Source organism: Rhizobium sp. K102 (assembly GCF_022385315.1).
GTDB classification, from domain to species: domain Bacteria; phylum Pseudomonadota; class Alphaproteobacteria; order Rhizobiales; family Rhizobiaceae; genus Rhizobium; species Rhizobium croatiense.
On the sequence record NZ_CP092436.1, the window covers coordinates 1,905,089 to 1,927,510 of the forward strand.

Annotated in this window: 22 protein-coding genes, 3 tRNA genes and 1 pseudogene; 2 read left to right on the plus strand and 24 right to left on the minus strand. The window is 61.4% G+C overall.

All coding sequences use genetic code 11. The features are described 5' to 3' along the window. Positions 1-378: 378 nt before the first annotated feature. The 23 genes and pseudogenes from MHI61_RS15365 to MHI61_RS15475 form a co-directional block, all read right to left on the minus strand. A complete protein-coding gene (locus tag MHI61_RS15365; RefSeq protein ID WP_004668399.1) occupies positions 379-654 on the minus strand; it encodes a DUF1467 family protein in 276 nt (91 codons plus the stop codon). A 162-nt stretch (positions 655-816) separates the two neighbouring features. Next, positions 817-1,221, minus strand: coding sequence for a methylmalonyl-CoA epimerase (mce, locus tag MHI61_RS15370; RefSeq protein ID WP_239792596.1), 405 nt, complete (start codon positions 1,219-1,221; stop codon positions 817-819). Between the two features lie 2 nt (positions 1,222-1,223). Continuing rightward, positions 1,224-2,894, minus strand: coding sequence for a ribonuclease J (locus MHI61_RS15375; RefSeq protein WP_239792597.1), 1,671 nt, complete (start codon positions 2,892-2,894; stop codon positions 1,224-1,226). 17 nt (positions 2,895-2,911) lie between these two features. Next, positions 2,912-3,676, minus strand: a complete 765-nt coding sequence (locus MHI61_RS15380) for a biotin--[acetyl-CoA-carboxylase] ligase (RefSeq protein WP_239792598.1) — start codon at positions 3,674-3,676, stop codon at positions 2,912-2,914. Next, positions 3,676-5,121, minus strand: a complete 1,446-nt coding sequence (nuoN, locus tag MHI61_RS15385; protein ID WP_239792599.1) for an NADH-quinone oxidoreductase subunit NuoN — start codon at positions 5,119-5,121, stop codon at positions 3,676-3,678. Before nuoN ends, MHI61_RS15380 begins: the two co-directional genes overlap by 1 nt. A gap of 18 nt (positions 5,122-5,139) precedes the next feature. Then, on the minus strand, positions 5,140-6,651 hold the full coding sequence (locus MHI61_RS15390; RefSeq protein ID WP_097664386.1) for an NADH-quinone oxidoreductase subunit M: 1,512 nt from the start codon (positions 6,649-6,651) through the stop codon (positions 5,140-5,142). Next, a complete protein-coding gene (gene nuoL, locus MHI61_RS15395) occupies positions 6,651-8,651 on the minus strand; it encodes an NADH-quinone oxidoreductase subunit L (protein WP_239792600.1) in 2,001 nt (666 codons plus the stop codon). The genes MHI61_RS15390 and nuoL overlap by 1 nt, the downstream gene beginning before the upstream one ends. A gap of 7 nt (positions 8,652-8,658) precedes the next feature. Next, the gene (nuoK, locus tag MHI61_RS15400) at positions 8,659-8,967 is read right to left on the minus strand and encodes an NADH-quinone oxidoreductase subunit NuoK (protein WP_049734055.1); all 309 of its coding nucleotides are present in this window, start codon (positions 8,965-8,967) and stop codon (positions 8,659-8,661) included. A 23-nt stretch (positions 8,968-8,990) separates the two neighbouring features. Continuing rightward, the gene (locus MHI61_RS15405; protein WP_097664384.1) at positions 8,991-9,605 is read right to left on the minus strand and encodes an NADH-quinone oxidoreductase subunit J; all 615 of its coding nucleotides are present in this window, start codon (positions 9,603-9,605) and stop codon (positions 8,991-8,993) included. Between the two features lie 143 nt (positions 9,606-9,748). Next, positions 9,749-10,240 carry an NADH-quinone oxidoreductase subunit NuoI gene (nuoI, locus tag MHI61_RS15410; protein WP_003573902.1) on the minus strand — a complete coding sequence of 164 codons (492 nt, stop codon included), beginning with the start codon at positions 10,238-10,240 and terminating at the stop codon, positions 9,749-9,751. A 40-nt stretch (positions 10,241-10,280) separates the two neighbouring features. Next, positions 10,281-11,324 (minus strand): NADH-quinone oxidoreductase subunit NuoH, encoded by a 1,044-nt coding sequence (nuoH, locus tag MHI61_RS15415; RefSeq protein ID WP_239792601.1) that lies wholly within the window; start codon positions 11,322-11,324, stop codon positions 10,281-10,283. Positions 11,325-11,336: 12 nt separating this feature from the next. Then, positions 11,337-13,418 (minus strand): NADH-quinone oxidoreductase subunit NuoG, encoded by a 2,082-nt coding sequence (gene nuoG, locus MHI61_RS15420; protein WP_239792602.1) that lies wholly within the window; start codon positions 13,416-13,418, stop codon positions 11,337-11,339. A gap of 224 nt (positions 13,419-13,642) precedes the next feature. After that, positions 13,643-14,344 carry a 5' DNA nuclease gene (locus MHI61_RS15425; RefSeq protein ID WP_239792603.1) on the minus strand — a complete coding sequence of 234 codons (702 nt, stop codon included), beginning with the start codon at positions 14,342-14,344 and terminating at the stop codon, positions 13,643-13,645. Between the two features lie 2 nt (positions 14,345-14,346). Further along, a complete protein-coding gene (nuoF, locus tag MHI61_RS15430) occupies positions 14,347-15,651 on the minus strand; it encodes an NADH-quinone oxidoreductase subunit NuoF (protein ID WP_097581597.1) in 1,305 nt (434 codons plus the stop codon). Between the two features lie 10 nt (positions 15,652-15,661). Beyond that, positions 15,662-16,819, minus strand: coding sequence for an NADH-quinone oxidoreductase subunit E (locus MHI61_RS15435; RefSeq protein ID WP_239792604.1), 1,158 nt, complete (start codon positions 16,817-16,819; stop codon positions 15,662-15,664). A 16-nt stretch (positions 16,820-16,835) separates the two neighbouring features. Then, the gene (locus MHI61_RS15440; protein ID WP_097581600.1) at positions 16,836-17,108 is read right to left on the minus strand and encodes a hypothetical protein; all 273 of its coding nucleotides are present in this window, start codon (positions 17,106-17,108) and stop codon (positions 16,836-16,838) included. Beyond that, positions 17,108-18,298, minus strand: coding sequence for an NADH-quinone oxidoreductase subunit D (locus tag MHI61_RS15445; protein ID WP_097581601.1), 1,191 nt, complete (start codon positions 18,296-18,298; stop codon positions 17,108-17,110). Before MHI61_RS15445 ends, MHI61_RS15440 begins: the two co-directional genes overlap by 1 nt. 63 nt (positions 18,299-18,361) lie before the next feature. Next, complete coding sequence (locus tag MHI61_RS15450; RefSeq protein WP_097664378.1) at positions 18,362-18,745, minus strand: four helix bundle protein; 384 nt, start codon at positions 18,743-18,745, stop codon at positions 18,362-18,364. A gap of 40 nt (positions 18,746-18,785) precedes the next feature. Next, positions 18,786-19,388, minus strand: a complete 603-nt coding sequence (locus tag MHI61_RS15455) for an NADH-quinone oxidoreductase subunit C (protein WP_239792605.1) — start codon at positions 19,386-19,388, stop codon at positions 18,786-18,788. 18 nt (positions 19,389-19,406) lie between these two features. Next, positions 19,407-19,990 (minus strand): annotated as a pseudogene (locus MHI61_RS15460) (NADH-quinone oxidoreductase subunit B). After that, entirely contained in the window at positions 19,981-20,346 is a 366-nt protein-coding gene (locus tag MHI61_RS15465) for an NADH-quinone oxidoreductase subunit A (protein WP_010055493.1), read from the minus strand. Before MHI61_RS15465 ends, MHI61_RS15460 begins: the two are co-directional and overlap by 10 nt. A 247-nt stretch (positions 20,347-20,593) precedes the next feature. After that, positions 20,594-20,670 (minus strand) — tRNA-Asp (locus tag MHI61_RS15470). A 50-nt stretch (positions 20,671-20,720) separates the two neighbouring features. Next, positions 20,721-20,797: transfer RNA gene (locus MHI61_RS15475), tRNA-Asp, on the minus strand. Between the two features lie 413 nt (positions 20,798-21,210). Here MHI61_RS15475 and MHI61_RS15480 point away from each other — a divergent pair. Continuing rightward, positions 21,211-21,286: transfer RNA gene (locus tag MHI61_RS15480), tRNA-Val, on the plus strand. Positions 21,287-21,569: 283 nt separating this feature from the next. Next, the gene (locus MHI61_RS15485) at positions 21,570-21,782 is read left to right on the plus strand and encodes a hypothetical protein (protein WP_239792606.1); all 213 of its coding nucleotides are present in this window, start codon (positions 21,570-21,572) and stop codon (positions 21,780-21,782) included. 41 nt (positions 21,783-21,823) lie between these two features. Here MHI61_RS15485 and MHI61_RS15490 read toward each other — a convergent pair whose 3' ends face one another. Next, complete coding sequence (locus MHI61_RS15490) at positions 21,824-22,372, minus strand: glutathione peroxidase (protein WP_239792607.1); 549 nt, start codon at positions 22,370-22,372, stop codon at positions 21,824-21,826. Between the last annotated feature and the right edge of the window lie 50 nt (positions 22,373-22,422).

The following is a 22,422-nucleotide window of genomic DNA, read 5'->3' on the forward strand; positions in this document are numbered from 1 at the left end:
TTTTGCTAGAGTGTAGCAAAAATGCAAAAAAAGCTAATGACAAAGCCCAATGTTTGAGCTAGCTTTAGCTCACAAAACAGGCAGGAAGCTAAATTCTTGCCGAATTCGCGGTCAAGTCTTGGGAGGATCAGATCTTAGGCGCGCTCGTCGCAGCCCCGGCAACGGTTACAGATCACGCGATACTTAAAACAAGGCTTTCAGCCTTGTTTTTTTTTGGCTTTTTGCCTTCCCATCCCATGCACGATCCAGCCGGCTTCCGTAACGGGACCCTCTCGTTTCCGTTAGGCGAGCTCTTTGCCGCAACAGCATGACGGCGGTATGACGAACTCATTTCCCCTTTGAATTTTACATCTGCCCAAAGTTTGAGCAAAAGCTACCTCAGTAGAAGCTAGGCCCGAGTTGTGGAAGGGCGTCGAAGCCCCATCCGAAATAGGTGTCACAGACATACCAGAGGCCGTAGATCAGAGCCGAAATCAGCGTCGTCAGCGAAAAGACGAAGCCGGCGCGAAAGCGGGTGGGCGCGCTGGGAACGGTGCCGAGCACGATATCATCGTCCTCCGCCTGAGTGCGCAGGCCGATCGGCAGGACGGCGAAAAGCGTCATCCACCAAATGATGAAGTAGACGGCAAATCCCTGAAGGAAGATCTGAAGCATTATAGTTCCCGGTGATGTCGCGCCGCCATGTGGCGAAGGCGTCCTCTCACTTTGAATTGCGCGCCTTTATACGGCGGAATGGCCGCCAATTCAAAGCGAACGAAACATTTTGCCGCCTTCGGGTCACTCTGACGCAGCGCAAGCACTTCACATGAATTGGGTTCAGGCCTGTTCAAGCTCGATCAGCGTGCCGAAGAAATCCTTGGGATGCAGAAAGAGCACCGGCTTGCCGTGCGCGCCGGTCTTCGGCTGGCCGTCGCCCAGCACCCGCGCCCCCGCCTCGACCAGCCGGTCGCGGGCGAGGACGATATCGTCCACTTCATAACAGATGTGGTGCATGCCGCCGGACGGGTTCTTGTCGAGGAAGGCTGCAATCGGCGAGGCTTCCCCAAGCGGCGCAAGCAATTCGACCTTGGTGTTCGGCAATTCGACGAAGACGACGGTGACGCCGTGTTCCGGCAGCGCCTGCGGCTGCGACACCGCAGCTCCCAGCGTATCGCGATAGGCGGCCGCCGCCGCCTTCAGGTCGGGGACGGCGATGGCAATATGGTTCACGCGGCCGAGCATGATCACACCTTGGTGACGAAGGCGGTAACGACGGGCTTCTTGCCCCAGCTCTGGTTCGCAGCGGCGCGGATGGCGCGGCGCACGGCCTCCTGCAGCATGTCGATATCCTTGCGGCGGGCGCGCGGAATGCTTTCGATGGCGCTGATCGCCGCGTCGAAGAGCGTGTCCTCCATCTCATCGCCCTCGTCGTCATAGACCGGCAGGCCGATCGAGACGAGATCGGGATCGCCGACAATATCATAACGGGCGTCGAGCACGACGCTGACCGCGACATGGCCGACATAGGAGAGCTTCTTGCGCTCGCCGATCCCCATCTCGTCGAAATCGCCGATCAGCATGCCGTCCTTGTAGATGCGGCCGTGCGGCGCTTCGCCGATCACCTCGACCGGACCTGGCGCCAGCCGCAGGATATCGCCGTTGCGCACCCGCGGGACGATCGCGATGCCGGATTGCTCGGCAAGCTCCTTGTGCGCCGTCAGATGCGTCGCCTCGCCATGCACCGGCACAACGACCTTCGGCCGAGTCCACTCGTACATCCGCTGCAGCTCGTTGCGGCGCGGATGGCCGGACACGTGGACCAGGGCTTCAGTATCGGTGATAATGTGCACGCCCTGCTCGACGAGGCCGTTCTTGATGTCCTGGATCGCCTTCTCGTTACCGGGAATGGCGCGAGAGGAAAAGACGACGATATCGCCTGCCGCAAAGGCCACATTGCGCATTTCGTCGCGGGAAAGCTTGGCAAGCGCTGCCCGCGCCTCGCCCTGGCTGCCGGTCAGGATGACGACGACCTTGTCGCGGGGGATGTAGCCGTATTCTTCCTCGGAGATGAAGGGCTTCACGCCTTCCATCAGGCCGATATCCTGGGCGACGTCGACGACGCGCTTCAGCGAGCTGCCGAGCAGCAGCACTTCGCGGCCCGCCGCCTCGGCAGCTTCGGCAACGGTGCGAATGCGCCCGACATTCGATGAGAAGGTGGTGATCGCCACCCGGCCTTCGGCATCCTCGATGATCTTGCGGAGGCTCTCGGACACATCCTTCTCGGACGGCGAAACACCGTCACGCAAGGCATTGGTGGAATCGCACATCAGCGCCAGCACGCCCTCGTCGCCCAACTGGCGAAAGCGCGTCTCATCGGTCAGCGGCCCGAGCGAGGGCTCGTGGTCGATCTTCCAGTCGCCGGTGTGGATGACATTGCCGGCAGGCGTGCGGATCATCAGCGACATCGGCTCGGGGATCGAGTGATTGACGGCCACACCTTCGATGCTGAACGGGCCGACATTGATCGTGTCGCCCGCCTTGAACGGCGTCACCGGCACCTCGGCGATCCTCGCCTTCTCGAAATTACGTTTGGCTTCGAGCAGACCCGCGGTAAAGCCCGAGGCATAGACCGGCACGTTGAGCCCGGGCCAGAGATCGGCGAGTGCGCCATAATGATCTTCATGGGCATGGGTGATGATGATCGCCTTGAGGTTTTTGCGTTCGCTGGCGAGGAAGCGGATGTCGGGCAGGACCAGGTCGACGCCCGGCAGATCCGGGCCGGGAAAGGTGACGCCGCAATCGACCATGATCCACTGGCGATGCTCGGGCGGGCCGTAGCCATAGAGAGCGAGATTCATGCCGATCTCGCCAACGCCGCCCAGAGGCAGGAATACCAACTCGTCCTGTTTCGCCATAATTTTCGTTTTTTCCGCTATCCAAAAAACACATCACCGGCGGCAATGGGTATGATTCTGCCAGCGCCGGTATCGAGCATCAACAAGCCATTATCATCAATTCCGGCGAATTGGCCGGAAATCGATCGGTCCGGTAAATTCACCGTGATCTTTTCGCCGATGCCACAGGCGATGGTGCGCCAGCGCGCCGTGATCTCGGCAATGCCGCGGCCCTGGTCCCATTGATCGAGCACATCCGCCATCGCCGCGAAGAGATGGGCGAAGAGCTCATCCGGCGAAGCCGCGCTTGCATGCTGACGCAGACAGGTGACGGGATAGAGCGGATTATCCGGCATGACCGAGACATTGATGCCGATGCCGACGATCAGCGCGTAGCGGCCGTCCGGCAACTGCTCGCCCTCGACGAGGATGCCGCAGGTCTTCTTCCGGCCGATGAGAATATCGTTCGGCCATTTGACCTCGAGCGGTTCGGCGACCGGCGGCAGCACCTGGCGGATCGCCTGGTGCACCGCAATGGCAACCGCCAGCGGCAGCGAGCCGAGGCGCTCCATCGGCGCCGGGTCGATCAATAGAAGGGAAGCGTAGAGATTGCCGCGTTCGGACACCCAGAGGCGGCCGCGGCGGCCGCGGCCGCCGGTCTGCCTCTCGGCCGTCACCCAGAGATTTCCGGGATCGCCCGCCCGCGCCCGGGCGAGGCATTCGCTGTTGGTGGACGATGTTTCCGACAGCGCCTCGTGCCTGAAATCGCCGAGCGATATCCGGCGCCGTCTGTCGGAAACCATTAGAAGAGCGTCGCTGCGGCAAGCTCTGCCGCACCGCCGATCGGCCCGCCGATGAGCACATAGGCGGTGACGAAGAGACCGGAAAGACCGAAGACCAGGCGCAGAGCGCCGGAGACCCGGGCGAATTCACCGGTCGCCTCATCGAACCACATCAGCTTGATGACGCGCAGATAATAATAGGCGCCGACGACCGAGGCGAGAACGCCGATGATGGCAAGCGCATAAAGCTTGGCTTCGATCGCCGCAACGAAGACGAAGTACTTGGCGAAGAAACCGGCGAGCGGCGGAATGCCGGCGAGCGAGAACATCAGCGCTGTCAGCACCACGGCCATGAACGGGTTGGTCGCGGAAAGGCCGGCGAGATCATTGACGTCTTCGACGACGGTGCCGTCCTTGCGGCGCATCGACATGATGATCGCGAAGCTGCCGAGGGTCATGACCATATAGATGACCATGTAGAGCATGACGCCGGAAACACCGGTCTGGTTGCCGGCGGCAAGCCCGACCAGCGCATAGCCCATGTGGCCGATCGAGGAATAGGCCATCAGCCGCTTGATGTTCTTCTGGCCGATCGCCGCAAACGAGCCGAGCAGCATCGAGGCGATCGAGATGAACACGACGACCTGCTGCCAGTCCGCCAGAACCGGCTGGAAGGCGGTGATGACGATGCGGGTCATCATCGCCATGGCGGCAACCTTGGGGGCTGCGGCCAGGAAGGCGGTGACCGGCGTCGGCGCGCCTTCGTAGACGTCGGGCGTCCACATGTGGAAGGGAACGGCCGAGATCTTGAAGGCAATGCCGGCGAGGATGAAGACCAGGCCGAAGACGAGGCCGAGCGACCGCGCGCCCTCGACCGAAAGCGCCTGGGCGATCTCGGAGAAGTGGGTGTGGCCGGTGAAACCATAGACCAGCGACATGCCGTAGAGCAGCATGCCGGAGGAAAGCGCGCCGAGGACGAAATATTTCAGGCCGGCTTCGGTCGACTTCAGGCTGTCGCGGTTGATCGCGGCGACGACATAGAGCGCCAGCGACTGCAGCTCCAGCGCCAGATAGAGCGAAATCAGGTCGTTGGCCGAGATCATCAGCAGGATGCCGAGGGTCGCCAGCACCAGCAGAACCGGGAACTCGAACTTGTCGAGCTGGTTTTCGCGCGCGTGGCCCATCGTCATAAACAGGGCGACCAGCGAGCCGATCAGCGCCACCAGCTTCATGAAGCGGGAGAAGCCGTCGGCCATGTAGACGCCGCCATAGGCAAGTCCCTCGGCCGGCACGAAGAGCAGCCACAGGCCGGAGGCCAGCAGCAGCACGATGGCGAGGCCGGTGACGACGAGGCCCGACCGCTCGCCCGAGAAGACGCCGACCATCAACAGGACCAGGGCGCCGACCGCGAGGATCAGCTCCGGCACGGAAAGATGCAGACTGAGGAGGATTGTTTCAGCGGTCATGTCCGATAAGTCCCGTCATCAATTCATAGACAGCGCAACATTCTGCGCTGCGTGCACGGCGGCCGTGTAGTTGTTGACCAGCAGATCCACCGAGGCGGCCGTGGCATCGAAGACCGGAGCCGGGTAAACGCCGAAGAAGATGGTCAGTGCGACCAGCGGATAGAGGATCAGCTGTTCACGCGGAGAAAGGTCGAGCAGCGCCTTCAGCTTTTCCTTCTCCAGCGCGCCGAAGATCACCCGGCGATAGAGCCAGAGGGCATAGGCGGCCGAGAGAATGACGCCGGTGGCGGCAAAGAGCGCGACCCAGGTGTTGACCCGGAAGACGCCGATCAGCGTCAGGAACTCGCCGACAAAGCCGGAGGTGCCGGGAAGCCCGACATTGGCCATGGTGAAGACCATCATGGCGACGGCATATTTCGGCATGTTGTTGACGAGACCGCCATAGGCGTTGATCTCGCGGGTGTGGGTGCGGTCGTAGACGACGCCGACGCAGAGGAAGAGCGCGCCCGAGACGATGCCGTGCGACAGCATCTGGAAGATCGAACCCTGAACGCCCTGCATGTTGGCGGCGAAGATGCCCATGGTCACGTAGCCCATGTGCGCCACCGAGGAATAGGCGATCAGCTTCTTGATGTCGTCCTGCATCATCGCCACCAGCGAGGTGTAGATGATGGCGATGACGGACAGAGCGAAGACGAGCGGCGCGAAATAATCGGACGCCACCGGGAACATGCCGAGGGAGAAGCGGATGAGACCGTAGCCGCCGAGCTTCAGCAGGACGCCGGCCAGGATCACCGAGCCTGCCGTCGGCGCCTGAACGTGGGCATCCGGAAGCCAGGTATGGACCGGCCACATCGGCATCTTCACCGCGAAGGATGCGAAGAAAGCAAGCCATAGCCAGGTCTGCAGCGCCGGCGGGAACTTGTAGGCGAGCAGCGCGGTGATGTCGGTCGTTCCAGCCTGCCAGTACATCGCCATGATGGCGAGCAGCATCAGCACCGAGCCGAGCAGCGTATAGAGGAAGAACTTGTAGCTCGCATACACTCGGTCCTTGCCGCCCCAGACGCCGATGATCAGGAACATCGGAATGAGGCCCGCCTCGAAGAAGACGTAGAACAGCACAATATCGAGCGAGACGAAGACGCCGACCATCATCGTTTCCAAGATGAGGAAGGCGATCATGTATTCCTTCAGGCGCTTCTCGATCGAGAGCCAGCTCGCCAGCACGCAGAAGGGCATGAGGAAGGTCGACAGGATGACGAACAGCATCGAGATGCCGTCGACGCCGACATGGTAACCGATGCCGGTGCCGAGCCAGTCATGCTTTTCGAGCATTTGGAAGCCCGGATTGGCGTTGTCGAAGCCGACCCAGATGACGAGGGAAACGACGAAGGTGAAGACGGTGGTGATCAGCGAGATCCACAGCACGTTCTTGCGGCCGGCTTGGCTCTCGCCGTTCATCAGCAACAGGAGCACCACGCCGACGAGCGGCAGGAAGGTGACCGTTGAAAGAATAGGCCAATCGGTCATCAGAAGGAACTCCCGAGCATCATCCAGGTAACGAGCGCCGCAATGCCGATCAGCATGGCGAAGGCGTAGTGATAGAGGTAACCGGTCTGCAGGCGGACGACGCGGTCGGTGACGGCGACGACGCGGGCGGCCACGCCGTTCGGGCCGTAGGTGTCGATGACGCCGACGTCACCCTTCTTCCACAGGAAGCGGCCAAGCGCTCTGGCGGTGCGGACGAAGAGGAAGTCGTAGAGTTCGTCGAAATACCACTTGTTCAAGAGGAACTGGTAGAGCACCCGATGCTGCTTGGCGAGGACGCGCGGCGTCTGCGGCGAGCGGATATACATGTACCAGGCGGTGACGAAGCCGAGCACCATGGCGATGAAGGGGCTCAGAGCCACGAGGGCCGGCACGTGGTGGAACTCTTCGACGAGTTCGTTCTCGGCGCCGGTGAAAAGCGCGCCCTTCCAGAACTCGGCATACTCCTCGCCATAGAACCGGCCTTCGAAGAGCACGCCGGCAAACACCGCGCCGATCGCCAGCAGATAGAGCGGCACCAGCATGACCTGCGGCGATTCGTGAACGTGGTGCATGACCTCGTGCGAAGCGCGCGGCTTGCCGAAGAAGGTCATGAAGATCAGGCGCCAGGAATAGAAGCTGGTGAAGAGCGCGGCGATGACCAGCATCGAGAAGGCAAAGCCTGCGACCGGCGAGTGCGAAGCATAGGTCGCCTCGATGATCACGTCCTTGGAGAAGAAGCCGGCAAAGCCGATCGGCGTGAAGGGAATGCCGACGCCGGTAATCGCCAGCGTGCCGATGATCATCAGCCGGAAGGTCCACTTGATGTGCGGCCGCAGGCCACCCATGTAGCGCATGTCCTGCTCGCCATCGACGGCGTGGATGACCGAGCCGGCGCAGAGGAAGAGCAGTGCCTTGAAGAAGGCATGCGTGAAGAGATGGAAGATCGCCGCGCCATAGGCTCCTACCCCGAGCGCCACGAACATGTAGCCGAGCTGCGAGCAGGTGGAATAGGCGATGACGCGCTTGATGTCGTTCTGCACGAGGCCGACAGTCGCCGCGAAGAAGGCGGTGATCGCGCCGATCACGGTGACGACGACGAGCGCATCGTGCGACAGTTCGAAGAGCGGCGACATGCGGGCGACGAGGAAGACGCCGGCGGTGACCATGGTGGCGGCATGGATGAGGGCCGAGACCGGGGTCGGGCCTTCCATGGCGTCCGGCAGCCAGGTGTGCAGCAGGAACTGCGCCGACTTGCCCATGGCGCCCATGAAGAGCAGCAGGCAGATGCCGGTCAGTGCATGCGCCTTGTCGAGCTGCATGCCGAAAAGGTTGAGGATCACTTCGCTCGCCTCGCCGCCGCCTTCATGCGGGGCGAAGTTCGAGGCATTGGCGAAGATCGTGTCGAAGTTGATCGAGCCGAACAGCACGAAGACACCGGCAATGCCGAGCACGAAGCCGAAGTCGCCAACGCGGTTGACGATGAAGGCCTTCATCGCAGCGGCCGTCGCCGACGGCTTCTTGAACCAGAAGCCGATCAGCAGATAGGAGGCGAGACCGACGCCTTCCCAGCCGAAGAACATCTGAGCCAGGTTGTCGGCCGTCACCAGCATCAGCATGGCGAAGGTGAAGAGCGAGAGATAGGCGAAGAAGCGCGGGCGATGCGGATCGGTGTGCATGTAACCGATCGAATAGACGTGCACCAGCGTCGAGACCGTGTTGACGACGATCAGCATGACGGAGGTCAGCGTATCCACGCGCAGCGACCAGGAGGCATCGATGCCGCCGGACTGAATCCAGCGCAGTACCTCGACCTTGATCGGGCCGCCTTCGGCGTGGCCCATGCCGACGGTGAAGAAGACGACCCAGGAGAGGATGGCGGCGATGATCATCAGGCCGCTGGTGACATATTCCGAAGCCTTAGCGCCGATGGCGCGGCCGAACAGGCCGGCGACGATCGCACCGATCAAGGGAAGAAAGACGATAGCCTTATAGAGGAACATGAGCCACTCAGCCCTTCATCATATTGACGTCTTCGACCGCGATCGAGCCGCGGTTGCGGTAGAAGACAACGAGAATTGCAAGACCGATCGCCGCCTCGGCAGCCGCCACCGTCAGAATGAACAGCGCAAAGACCTGTCCGACGATGTCGTTCAGGAAGGAAGAGAAGGCGACCATGTTGATGTTGACGGAAAGCAGGATCAGTTCGACCGACATCAGGATGACGATGACGTTCTTCCGGTTCAGGAAGATGCCGAAGACGCCGAGCGTGAAGAGGATGGCGCTGACCGTCAGGTAGTGGGAAAGACCGATGACCATGTTCTTTGTTCCTTGACCTGCCTTTAGACGCCCTGCCCGGGCTTGACCGAAACCACCTCGACGGCGGTGGCCGGCGTGCGGGCAACCTGCCTGGGGATATTCTGCCGCTTGATGTTGGTGCGGTGCCGGAGCGTCAGGACGATGGCGCCGATCATGGCGACCAACAGCACCAGGCCGGCGATCTGGAAGAAATAGACGTAATTGGTGTAGAGCACGTCGCCGAGGGCGGCCGTATTGGTGCGCTCCGTCAGCGCCGGGATCGGCATGGCGACTGATTTGGCGATCTCAGGCGAGATGACGCTGCCGCCGATGACGACGATCAGCTCGGCAGCGAGAATGATCCCGATCAGCCCGCCGATCGGCGCATATTCGAGAACCCCTGCCCTGAGCTCGGTGAAGTCGATATCGAGCATCATCACCACGAAGAGGAAGAGCACGGCGACGGCGCCGACATAGACCACGAGCAGGATCATCGCCAGGAATTCGGCACCGAGCAGCAGGAAGAGGCCGGCCGCGTTGAAGAACACCAGGATCAGGAACAGAACCGAGTGAACCGGGTTCTTCGCCCAGATGACCATGAACGCCGACGCTATCGCGACAAAGGCGAAAAGATAGAAAAATAGAGCCTGCAGACCCATGTTGGTGCCTTTTTCATCTTCCCCCGGGCAGCCGGGAGTTTTTCTGCCCGATCGAGCTTTCTCCGGCGCTGGCCGGCAAAGCTCCTGTGCATATTGACCGCGACAGGAGCAGCAGAGCTCCATCGCGGCATTTCAAAACCCAATCAGCGGTACGGCGAATCGATCGCGATGTTGCGGGCGATTTCGCGCTCCCACCGGTCGCCGTTATCGAGAAGGCGCGCCTTGTCGAAATAGAGCTCTTCGCGGGTTTCCGTCGCAAATTCGAAATTCGGACCCTCGACGATCGCATCGACCGGGCAGGCTTCCTGGCAGAAGCCGCAATAGATGCACTTCACCATGTCGATGTCGTAGCGCACGGTGCGGCGCGTGCCGTCGTTGCGGCGCGGACCGGCCTCGATGGTGATGGCCTGGGCAGGACAGATCGCCTCGCAGAGCTTGCAGGCGATGCAGCGCTCTTCGCCGTTCGGATAACGGCGCAACGCATGTTCGCCGCGGAAACGCGGGGACACCGGACCCTTTTCGAAGGGATAGTTGATCGTCGCCTTCTGGCGGAAGAAATAGCGCATCGACAGAAAGAACGCGCCGAAGAATTCCTTGAGGAACAGCGAGTTGATGGAGCTGGACAAGCTTCCCATCTTCAACCTCCAATTTTGCCGGAAACGAGAGCGGGCGTCATCAAGCCCATCCCGTCAGTTTCAGCACGAATGCAACGATGATGACCATGGCGAGCGACAGCGGCAGGAAAACCTTCCAGCCGAGGCGCATGAGCTGGTCGTAGCGGTAGCGCGGAACGAAGGCCTTGACCATCGCGAACATGAAGAACACCAGGCAAGCCTTCAGGGTGAACCAGATGATGCCGGGAACCCAGTTGAGGACCCAGATATCGACCGGAGGCAGCCAGCCGCCGAGGAAGAGGATCGTCGTCAGCGCGCACATCAGGCAGACGGCCGCATATTCGCCGAGCATGAACATCATGTATGGCGAAGAGCCGTATTCGACCATGAAGCCGGCGACCAGTTCCGATTCAGCTTCCGGAAGGTCGAACGGCGGACGGTTGGTCTCGGCCAGCGCCGAAATGAAGAAGATGATGAACATCGGGAAAAGCGACAGCCAGTGCCAGTCGAGGAACGACGCGGGCAGGCCGAGCATGGTGCCGAGGCCGGTATGCTGCGCATTGACGATATCGGTCAGGTTCAGCGAACCGACGCAGAGAAGCACGGTGACGATGACGAAGCCGATCGAGACTTCGTAGGACACCATCTGTGCCGCCGAGCGCAACGCGCCGAGGAAGGGATACTTCGAGTTCGAAGCCCAGCCGCCCATGATGATGCCGTAGACCTCGAGCGAGGAGATCGCGAAGATGTAGAGGATGCCGACATTGATGTTGGCGATCACCCATCCGTCGGCGAGCGGCACCACCGCCCAGGTGGACAGCGCCAGAAGCACCGTCACCAGCGGAGCAAGCAGGAAGACCGCCTTGTTGGCGCCAGCAGGAATGATCGGCTCCTTGAAGACGAATTTCAGAAGGTCGGCGAAGGACTGGAATAGGCCGAAGGGACCGACGACGTTCGGGCCGCGGCGCAGCTGCACGGCCGCCCAGATCTTGCGGTCGGCGAGCAGCACGTAAGCGATGAAGACGAGCAGGCAGACCAGAAGCAGCAGTGACTGCCCGATCATGATGATCGCCGGCAAGACATAGGTCGAAAAGAAAGAATCCATGGTCCCCTGCCCTTACTCTGCCGCGACTTTGAAATTGTTGCGGGCCAATGCCGAGCACTCGGCCATGACAGCCGAGGCACGCGCGATCGGGTTCGTCAAATAGAAGTCTTTGACCGGCGACGCAAACCCTGACTTGTTCATCTTGCCGGCTTTTTTCGCAACTGCGGCAATTTGGGCGCTATCGGTTTCGGCGATCTCGTCGATGGCGGCGAAATGCGGGAAAGCGGCATAGAGCCGGCCACGCAGTTCACTCAGCGAATCGAAGGGAAGCTTCTTGCCGAGCACGTCGGAAAGGGCACGAATAATTGCCCAGTCCTCCCGGGCATCGCCTGGTGCAAAGCCTGCGCGGCTGCCCATCTGGACGCGGCCTTCGGTGTTGACCCAGGTGCCGGACTTTTCGGTATAGGCTGCGGCCGGCAGGATGACGTCGGCATGATGCGCGCCGTTATCGCCATGCGAGCCGATATAGACAGTCAGCCCCGCCTTCTTGGCGGTGAAGTCGAGTTCGTCGGCGCCGAGCAGGAAGAGCACGTCCATTGACGTCAGCATCTCAGCGGCATTGACGCCCTTGGCACCCGGCACGAAACCGAGGTCGAGGCCGCCGACGCGCGAGGCGGCGGTATGAAGGACCGCAAAGCCGTTCCAGCCTTCGACAACCGCGCCGACCGAACCGGCGAGCTTGGCGGCACTGGCGAGAACGCCGGCGCCGTCGCTGCGCGACAGTGCGCCCTGGCCGATGATGATCATCGGCTTGGCGGCGTTCTTCAGGACGTCGGCAAAGGCATGGCCGCCATCGACCAGGTCCTTCAGCGTGTCGGGACCGGCGCCGAGATAGTCATAGCTGTAGCGAAGTTCGCCCGGCTCGCCGATGACGCCGATCGGGAACTTGCCGCGGCGCCAGCGCTTGCGGATGCGGGCGTTGAGGATGGCCGCCTCGAAGCGCGGATTGGCGCCGATGATCAGCAGTGCGTCGGCCTGGTCAATGCCCGCGATGGTCGGGTTGAAGAGGTAGCTTGCGCGGCCGAGCGACGGATCGAGTGCCGCCCCATCCTGGCGACAGTCGAGATTGGCTGAGCCAAGCGACTTCACCAGTTCGGAAAGCGCATACATTTCCTCGACGGAAGCGAGATCGCCGGCGATTGCGCCGATCTTGTCGCCCGAGGTGACGCCGACGGCAGCCTTGATGGCGCCGAAGGCCTCGGCCCAGCTGGCGGGCTGCAGGCGGCCGTCGCGGCGGACATAGGGCCGGTCGAGGCGCTGGGTCTTCAGACCGTCCCAGATGAAGCGGCTCTTGTCGGAAATCCACTCCTCGTTGATCGCCTCGTTGACGCGCGGCAGGATACGCATGACTTCGCGGCCGCGGGTGTCGACGCGGATCGCCGAGCCGACGGCATCCATGACGTCGATCGATTCGGTCTTGTTCAGCTCCCAGGGGCGCGCGGTAAAGGCGAAGGGCTTGGAGGTGAGCGCGCCGACCGGGCAAAGGTCGACGACGTTGCCCTGCAGCTCGGAGGTCATCGCCTGTTCGAGATAGGTGGTGATCTCGGCGTCCTCGCCGCGGCCGATCAGGCCGAGTTCGGAAATGCCGGCGACCTCGGTGGTGAAGCGGACGCAGCGCGTGCAGTGGATGCAGCGGTTCATCACCGTCTTGACCAGCGGGCCGATATACTTGTCTTCGACGGCGCGCTTGTCTTCCTGGTAGCGCGAGGTATCGATGCCGAAGGCCATCGCCTGGTCCTGCAGGTCGCATTCGCCGCCCTGGTCGCAGATCGGGCAATCGAGCGGATGGTTGATCAGCAGGAATTCCATCACGCCTTCGCGGGCCTTCTTGACCATCGGCGTGTTGGTGAAGACCTCGGGCAGTTCGCCGTTCGGGCCGCCGCGGATGTCGCGAACGCTCATGGCGCAGGAAGCCTGCGGCTTCGGCGGGCCGCCCTTCACTTCGACAAGGCACATGCGGCAATTGCCGGCAACCGACAGGCGCTCATGGAAGCAGAAGCGCGGAACTTCGGCCCCGGCATCCTCGCACGCCTGCAATAGCGTGAAATGATCCGGAACTTCGATCTCGTTGCCGTCAATCTTCAGTTTAGCCATCGTCGCTCAGTCCTGTTTCCCGTTTGCCTGATGACGGCAAACAAACCCGTTTTTGCAACATTTTCATTACCGAGCCGGATCTTTCGTCCTGCCGGCAGCTGATGTCGCCCAAATTTTCTGTCGCGCGTTCCAGACCCGGAACCCGCACCGGCATCTGCAGCGTGAGGCCCCCGCCCGTCCGCCGATCTGCCCATGTTTCCGGCCGGTTTGCACGGCCGGACAGTTCATTTCCTTCTGCGGCCCCGCCCGGCGAGAACCTTCGCCTGGCCGATCCAGTCGTCGCGGGCGATGCGGCCGTTGAAGCCAAGCTCGGCGTCGAGCCGGGCGATGTCCTCGTCAGTCAAGGCGGCAATCTCGACAAAGCTGCGAATGCCCTTGGCATTCAGCACCTGCTCCAGCTTCGGGCCGATGCCGGCGATCAGCTTGAGATCGTCGGCCTTTGCAGCCCGCGCAACCGGCTTTGCCTTCGCGACCGGCTTTGCCTTGCTTGCCGGCTGCGGTTCGCTTTCCGGGATCGTCGCGCTCGCCGGCTTGACCACCGTCAGTCTCGGCCCCGCCTTCTTCTCGAGCTCGGGTTTGTCGGCCGCGGGCTTGGCGAAAACTTTGACGGCCGGACGGCTATTTTCCGGCCGGATGTCGACATCGGGCATCGGCTCGTCCGGCGGCGTGTCGTCGAGGGCGGCGGCAAGCTTGCCGGTCGTTTCCAGCGCGCTCTGGAAAGCCCCGAAAAAGGCGCCTGCCATCTGCGTCGAGAAACCGAAGCCGATCGCCGTTGCGGCGGCAAAGGCAGCGGCCGGATGCGCCATCAGCGGATGCACAGGCATCGCCTGAGCGTTTTCCAGCATCTCGGCGGCAAGACGGCCGAAGCCGGCCGCGAAATCGGCAGTCTCTTCCTTCTTCCCACTTTTCGATGCCTTGTCCGTCATGATTATTCAGCCGCCTCCAGAACCGCGCCGTGGTCGAGCGCGCTTGCCGTATACTGGTCGATGCGCTTTTCGATCTCGGGACGGAAGTTACGGATCAGACCCTGCACCGGCCATGCGGCGGCGTCGCCGAGCGCACAGATGGTGTGGCCTTCGATCTGCTTGGTCACCTGGAACAACATGTCGATTTCGCGCTTCTGGGCATTGCCCTTGGCCATGCGTTCCATCACCCGCCACATCCAGCCCGTGCCTTCGCGGCAGGGCGTGCACTGACCGCAGCTCTCATGCTTGAAGAAGGCGGAGATGCGGGCGATCGCCTTGATGACGTCGGTGGACTTGTCCATGACGATCGCGGCGGCCGTGCCGAAGGAGGAGCCGACGCCGCGCAGGCCGTCGAAATCCATCGGGCAGTCGATGATGTCCTTGGCCGGAACGATCGGACAGGATGCGCCGCCCGGGATGACGGCGAGCAGATTGTCCCAGCCGCCGCGGATGCCGCCGGCGTGGCGGTCGACCAGTTCGCGGAAGGTGATGCCCATTTCCTCTTCGACCGTGCACGGCTTGTTGACGTGGCCGGAGAGCATGAACAGCTTGGTGCCGACATTGTTCGGACGGCCGATCGACGAGAACCAGCCGGCGCCGCGACGCAGGATCGTCGGCGCAACGGCGATCGATTCGACGTTGTTGACCGTCGTCGGGCAGCCGTAGAGGCCCATATTGGCCGGGAATGGCGGCTTCAGGCGCGGCTGGCCCTTCTTGCCTTCGAGGCTTTCGAGCAGCGCGGTTTCCTCGCCGCAGATATAGGCGCCGGCGCCGTGATGGACGAAGATGTCCATGTCCCAGCCGAGCTTGTTGTTCTTGCCGAGCAGGCCATAGTCATAGCACTCGTCGATTGCCGCCTGCAGCGCTTCGCGCTCGCGGATATATTCGCCGCGCACATAGATGTAGGCGGCATTGGCGCCCATGGCGAAGCTCGCGACGACGCAGCCTTCGATCAGCGTATGCGGATCGTGGCGCATGATGTCGCGGTCCTTGCAGGTGCCGGGCTCGGATTCGTCGGCATTGACGACGAGGTAATGCGGGCGGCCGTCGCTTTCCTTCGGCATGAAGGACCATTTCAGGCCTGTCGGGAAGCCGGCGCCGCCGCGGCCGCGAAGACCGGATGCCTTCATCTCATTGATGATCCAGTCACGGCCCTTTTCGAGGATCTGCTTGGTGCCGTCCCAGTGGCCGCGGCTCATCGCGCCCTTCAGGGACTTGTCCTTGAGGCCGTAGATGTTGGTAAAGATGCGGTCTTTATCTTGTAACATGCTTCACCTCTTACCGCGGCTTCTTGCCGAAGACCTTGATATATTCCGCTTCGCCGCCCTTGGCGAGCGCCTTGGCCTGCTTGACCCAGTCGTCGCGCTCGATGCGGCCGCGGAAGTTCAGGTAGCCGTCGACCCATTCGCGTTCGGCCTTCTTCCAGCTCGCGACCTGCGCGAAGGTGAAGATGCCGATTTCGTTCAGCGTCGCCTCGATCTTCGGCCCGACGCCGGAGATCATCTTCAGATCATCCGGGGCGGCGGGCTTTTCGATGCCGGCCGGACGGTTCTTGTCGGTCAGCGCAGGCTTTGCCGCCGGAGCTTCGGCCTTGACGGCCGGGGCCGGCTCGGCAGCCGCGGTGCCGGAAACCGGCTGTTCTTCGGCTGCCTTGGCGTTCTTGGCCGCTGCCTTCGGCGCCGTTGCCGGCGTCTTCAGGGCCGCATTGGTCTCGGCATCGGTGCTCTTCGGGCGGGCGGCCTCGGAGGGCGGGACCGGAGCGGCGTCGACCGGAGCCGATACGCTTTCGGCATCGGCCTTCTTGGCGCGTGTCTTTGCCTTCGGCTCTTCCGTCGTCAGCGAGGTCAGGCCGCCTTCCGGGGCGGAAAATATCCGGTCGATCTGGGTGCCCGGCTTGATGCTCGCGCCGTTGCCGGCGGCGAAGGTATCGATGATCTCTTCGAGACGGGCGGGCGTCAGATCCTCATAGGTATCCTTGCCGATCATCACCATCGGGGCGTTGACGCAGGCGCCGAGACATTCGACCTCTTCCCACGACAACGTGCCTTCGGCATTGCGCTCGAAGGGATGGGCATGGATCTTGCTCTTGCAGACCGACATCAGCGCTTCCGAGCCGCGCAGCATGCAGGGCGTCGTGCCGCAGACCTGGACATGGGCGCGCGTGCCGACGGGATGCAGCTGGAACTGCGTATAGAAGGTCGCGACTTCGAGCACTCTGATATAGGCCATGTCGAGCATGTCGGCGATCTTTTCGATCGCCGCGCGGGTGACCCAGCCGTCCTGCTCCTGCGCCCGCATCAACAGCGGAATGACCGCCGACTGCTGGCGGCCGGCGGGGTATTTCTGGATCGTCTTGTCCGCCCAGACCGCATTTTCATCGCTGAAAGCGAATGCGGCAGGCTGAAATTGATCTTCGGCTAATCGACGAACGGACATTCTTCCTCACGCCTTGTCAGTTTAGGGTTCCACACCGCGAAGCGGTCAAAGACTGCATTTCGCAGGCATAGGCCGACTGGTCTTTCTGCATAAATACGACGAATTTGCTGCCGTTCGGAATGGCAGCCTTGATCTGATAGCCCTTGGACAAAAGCTCGCCCATGGACGTTTTCGCCGCCGGCGGCGTCACTTCCTTATGGCCTAACGGCGTGCCGAGAGTGTCGGCCTCCTGAGCCGAAACCCCGGATGCCGAAAGAAGAAGTGCGACGGCAAGCGGCAGACGCTGCATCAGCGGTCCACCTCGCCAAAGACGATGTCGAGCGAGCCGAGGACGGCCGCGATGTCGGCAAGCTGGTGGCCGCGGCACATGAAGTCCATCGCCTGCAGATGGGCATAGCCGGGCGCGCGGATCTTGCAGCGGTACGGCTTGTTGGAGCCGTCCGAGACGAGATAGACGCCGAACTCGCCCTTCGGCGCTTCGACCGCGGCATACACTTCGCCGGCCGGCACATGGTAGCCCTCGGTATAGAGCTTGAAGTGGTGGATCAGCGCTTCCATCGAGCGCTTCATCTCGCCGCGCTTCGGCGGCACGACCTTGCCGTCGATCGACGAGAAAGGACCGGTCTTGGCATCCGACAGCAGACGGTTGACGCACTGCTTCATGATGCGGACCGATTCGCGCATCTCGATCATGCGGATCAGGTAACGGTCATAATTGTCGCCGTTCTTGCCGATCGGGATGTCGAATTCGAGATCGGAATAGCATTCGTAAGGCTGGGCGCGACGCAGATCCCAGGCAGCGCCCGAACCGCGGACCATGACGCCGGAGAAACCCCAGGCCCAGCAATCTTCCAGCGAAACGACGCCGATATCGACGTTGCGCTGCTTGAAGATGCGGTTGCCGGTGAGCAGGTTGTCGATGTCGTCGAGCGCCTTCAGGAAGGGGTCGCACCAGTCGCCGATATCCTGCACGAGCTTTTCCGGCAGATCCTGATGGACGCCACCCGGGCGGACATAAGCAGCGTGCATGCGCGAACCGCTGGCGCGCTCATAGAACACCATCAGCTTTTCGCGCTCTTCGAAGCCCCAAAGCGGCGGCGTCAGCGCGCCGACGTCCATGGCCTGCGTCGTGACGTTCAAGAGATGCGACAGGATGCGGCCGATTTCCGAATAGAGCACGCGGATCAGCTGGCCGCGGATCGGGATCTCGATGCCAAGCAGCCTTTCGACGGCCAACGCATAGGCATGCTCCTGGTTCATCGGCGCGACGTAATCGAGACGATCGAAATAGGGCACGGCCTGAAGATAGGTCTTGGTCTCGATCAGCTTCTCGGTGCCGCGGTGCAAGAGGCCGATATGCGGATCGACCCGCTCCACAATTTCGCCGTCAAGCTCCAGGACAAGACGAAGAACGCCGTGCGCCGCCGGATGCTGCGGCCCGAAATTGATGTTGAAGTTGCGGACGTTATGTTCGGTCATGGCGATCAACTCGCTTAGAGTGAATAGTGAATAGTGAGTAGTGGTTAGTTTTTCATTCACTCACTATTCGTCAGCTTTCCTGTGCTGAACGCTCCGGATAAGCGATCCCAGCATCTTTCCAATTTCGTCGCATCGGTCGAGCAATTCGTCCAAGGCCGAGGCTTGAAGGAAGCCAATTCGTCCGGCGATGATCAAATGCGTCTCCAACTCTTTCAACGAGCCCTGAGCGATCTTGAGAAATTGGACAAACGAGCCCCGATTTTCTCTCCCATACCCCTCCGCGATATTCGCGGCTACAGAAGCGGAAGATCGTCTAATCTGGCTGGTCAATCCGTAAATCTCTTCCCGCGGGAAGGTTCTCGTCACCTCATAACAAACGACAGACAGTTCGATAGCAAATTGCCAGACTTTCAAATCACGATAGGAACTGATTTTCCCGTTCGCCACCCAAATATCTGCCCACTACTCACTACCGACTAATCACTACTCACTGCTTCGCTTTTTCATCGCCCGGCAGCACGTATTCGGTGCCTTCCCAAGGCGACATGAAGTCGAAGTTGCGGAATTCCTGTTTAAGCTCGACCGGCTCGTAGACGACGCGCTTTGCAGCATCGTCGTAACGGACTTCGACGAAACCTGTCGTCGGAAAGTCCTTGCGCAGCGGGTGGCCTTCGAAGCCGTAGTCGGTCAGGATGCGGCGCAGGTCCGGATGGCCGGTGAAGAGCACGCCGTACATGTCCCAGGTTTCGCGTTCGAACCAGTCAGCACCGGGATAGACGGCGCAGGCCGAGGGCACCGGCGTATCCTCGTCGGTTGCGACCTTGATGCGGACGCGCAGATTTTGCTTCGGCGACAGCAGATGATAGACAACGTCGAAACGCAGCTCGCGCTGCGGCCAGTCGACACCGCAAATATCGATCAGGTTGACGAAACCGCATTTGGCGTCGTCACGCAGGAAGGTCAAAAGCGCGATCAGGTTTTCACCCGTCGTCGTCAGCGTCAGCTCGCCATACTTCAGCTGCGACGCGGCGATCAGGTTGCCGCGCGCTTCGCCAAGATAGGACGCAAGCTCAGTCAGGGCTTCACTCATATGCCTTGTCCTTAACCCTTAGCGTTCGATCGTGCCGGTGCGTCGGATCTTCTTCTGCAGCAGAAGCACGCCGTAGAGCAGCGCCTCTGCCGTGGGGGACAGCCCGGCACATAGATGTCGATCGGCACGACACGGTCGCAGCCGCGCACCACGGAATAGGAATAGTGGTAGTAGCCGCCGCCATTGGCGCAGGAGCCCATCGAGATGACATAGCGCGGCTCGGGCATCTGGTCGTAGACCTTGCGCAGAGCGGGCGCCATCTTGTTGGTCAGCGTGCCGGCGACGATCATTACGTCGGACTGGCGCGGCGAGGCGCGCGGCGCAAATCCGAAGCGCTCGACGTCATAACGCGGCATCGACAGCTGCATCATCTCGACAGCGCAGCAGGCAAGACCGAAGGTCATCCACATCAGCGAGCCGGTGCGGGCCCAATTGATCAGCTCGTCGGTCGAGGTGACGAGGAAACCCTTGTCGGCGAGCTCGTTGTTGATCTCGCCGAAGAAGGCGTCATTGCTACCGATCGGCTTGCCGGTAGAGGGATCGATGACCCCCTTCGGCTGCTGGGCAACGAGCGGCTGATTGCTCACAGGGGTCACTCCCATTCCAGGGCTCCCTTTTTCCATTCATAGATAAAGCCGATGGTCAGCACCAAGAGGAAGACCATCATGGACCAGAAGCCGAACCAGCCGATGGCGCCGAAGGAAACGGCCCAGGGGAAGAGGAAGGCGACTTCGAGGTCGAAGATGATGAAGAGGATCGACACGAGGTAGAAGCGGATGTCGAACTTCATGCGGGCATCGTCGAAAGCGTTGAAGCCGCATTCGTAAGCCGAGAGCTTTTCCGAATCGGGCGCTTTGAAAGCCACGGCGAACGGCGCAATGAGCAGCGCCAGGCCGATGACAAGCGCGATAGCGATGAAGATAGCGATCGGAATATAGGAACTGAGCAGTTCAGTCATCATGTTCATCCTTGCTTGCCGGAGGCGCCAGGCGGCGCATTTGGGCAATTGCCCGGCAAGCGAACGTGCGTTGCAACAAGCCGTGGTTAGCGCAGCCGAAGCCCCGGCGCAAGACTTTTACAGAGGCAATTCGACGCGTCGCGCGCGGACATTATCAAGCAGATGCAACGATGTCGCGACAAATCCGCAGAAGCTGATTCAAGCTGCATGCCTGACCCCTGGAAACTGCATGGCTTTCGGAAGAGAATGGCGCGAGTGACGGGGCTCGAACCCGCGACCTCCGGCGTGACAGGCCGGCACTCTAACCGACTGAGCTACACCCGCGCATGACGGACGGAAGAACCGGACGGCGGCGATTGTCGCCTCTTTTGAAATGGCGCGAGTGACGGGGCTCGAACCCGCGACCTCCGGCGTGACAGGCCGGCACTCTAACCGACTGAGCTACACCCGCACTTCATTTCAAGCAATCCGGATGCCTTCGCACCCTCACCAAAACGGCTGCCCGTTTCGATGAGCGGCTAACTACGGGGTTCGTCTTTTAGTGTCAAGCAGGTTTGGAGACAAAACCATGACAGTCGTTGAATTGTTTCGGCAAAGACCATGCGGGGAGAATGAAAAGCTGGCAATTCCGTTTGCCGCTGCGGCATGGACGCCCGATCGAGCCTACGACACGGTCGAAGCCGAGATGCCCGCCGCCTTCCCCTCCCCTTTATCCACAGCCCGGCCGCGCCCGACCGGCGCTGCGTAGAGAGGGACCGCCGCCAAAAAAATCAAAAATTCTTCACAAACACTCTTGCGGTTTTGCTGCGATCCGCATAGATCACGGCCACCAACGCGGCAGGCCGATCCGGCTTCGCTCGCGATGGGCGATTAGCTCAGTTGGTAGAGCGCCTCGTTTACACCGAGGATGTCGGGAGTTCGAGTCTCTCATCGCCCACCATTTTCCCTGAAAATGTCAAATAACCGGATATTGCCGTTGGCGAACGACGCTCCCCCGCCGGCTCGTCATCATATCTGGAATTCCAATTGGTCCGGGTGATCCACAGCGCGCTAGCGGCTTCAGCTTTGGCGCCTTCGGAAGGCCACCGCTCCACCAAAACGGACTACTCCCACCCACGGTGACTACCTTCTATTAGGCGAATGGCTGGGGGCGGCAAAAGTGGGAATATTCGCCGCCCGGAAAGTTTCCGCGCTTGAAGGTTTCTCACGCCTGGAGGGGTGCCATGAGAACTCTCTGCTCCGCATTGACGCTGTGCATCGCGATTGCCGTTGGCGCGCCAAGCCCCACCTATGTCAGCCTGCCTGGCTATGCATTCAAGACGAAACCGAACTGCCAGCGCCACCAGCCAAAGACACGATTTGACGCAAGGTGCGACTGGCCGAGACTGGGTTTCAAGGACTTTACGCCGCCACTGGTGACCGTGCTTGGGATCTGAAGACTTTCAGCGCCCGGATGCGCCTGGCAGCCCGAGGGTAATCATGCCTTCGCCAGTTCCTTGTCCACCGCCGAAATCAGCCGCGAATCATCGGCCGTCACGTCAGGCGCGAAGCGGGCGACGACTTTGCCGTCGCGGCCGATCAGGAATTTTTCGAAGTTCCAGAGAATATCGTCCTCGTCGCCGCCTGCGATGCCGTGGGCTTTCAGGCGTTCGCGCATCGGGCCGTCGCCGGTGGTCTTCACGCCGGATTTGGTCAGTTGCCGGTAAAGCGCGTGCTGGGTCTCGCCCTTCACCGAGATCTTCGAGAAGATCGGGAAGGTGACGTCGTAAGTGCTGGTGCAGAAATCGAGGATCTCGGCGTCGGTGCCCGGCTCCTGACCCTTGAAGTCGTTGGCGGGGAAAGCGGCGATGACGAAGCCGCGCTCGCGCTTTTCGCCGTAGAGCTTTTCGAGCCCCTCATATTGCGGCGTGAGCCCGCATTTCGAGGCGACATTGACGATCAAGAGCACCCTGCCCTTGTAGTCGTTGAGCGTGGTTTCACGACCATCCACTGATTTGACAGGAATATCCAGCACGTTCGCCGTCACGGGAACCTCCAGTTTGGTGAGAAAATTTCCGCAAACTTAGCGATATCGCC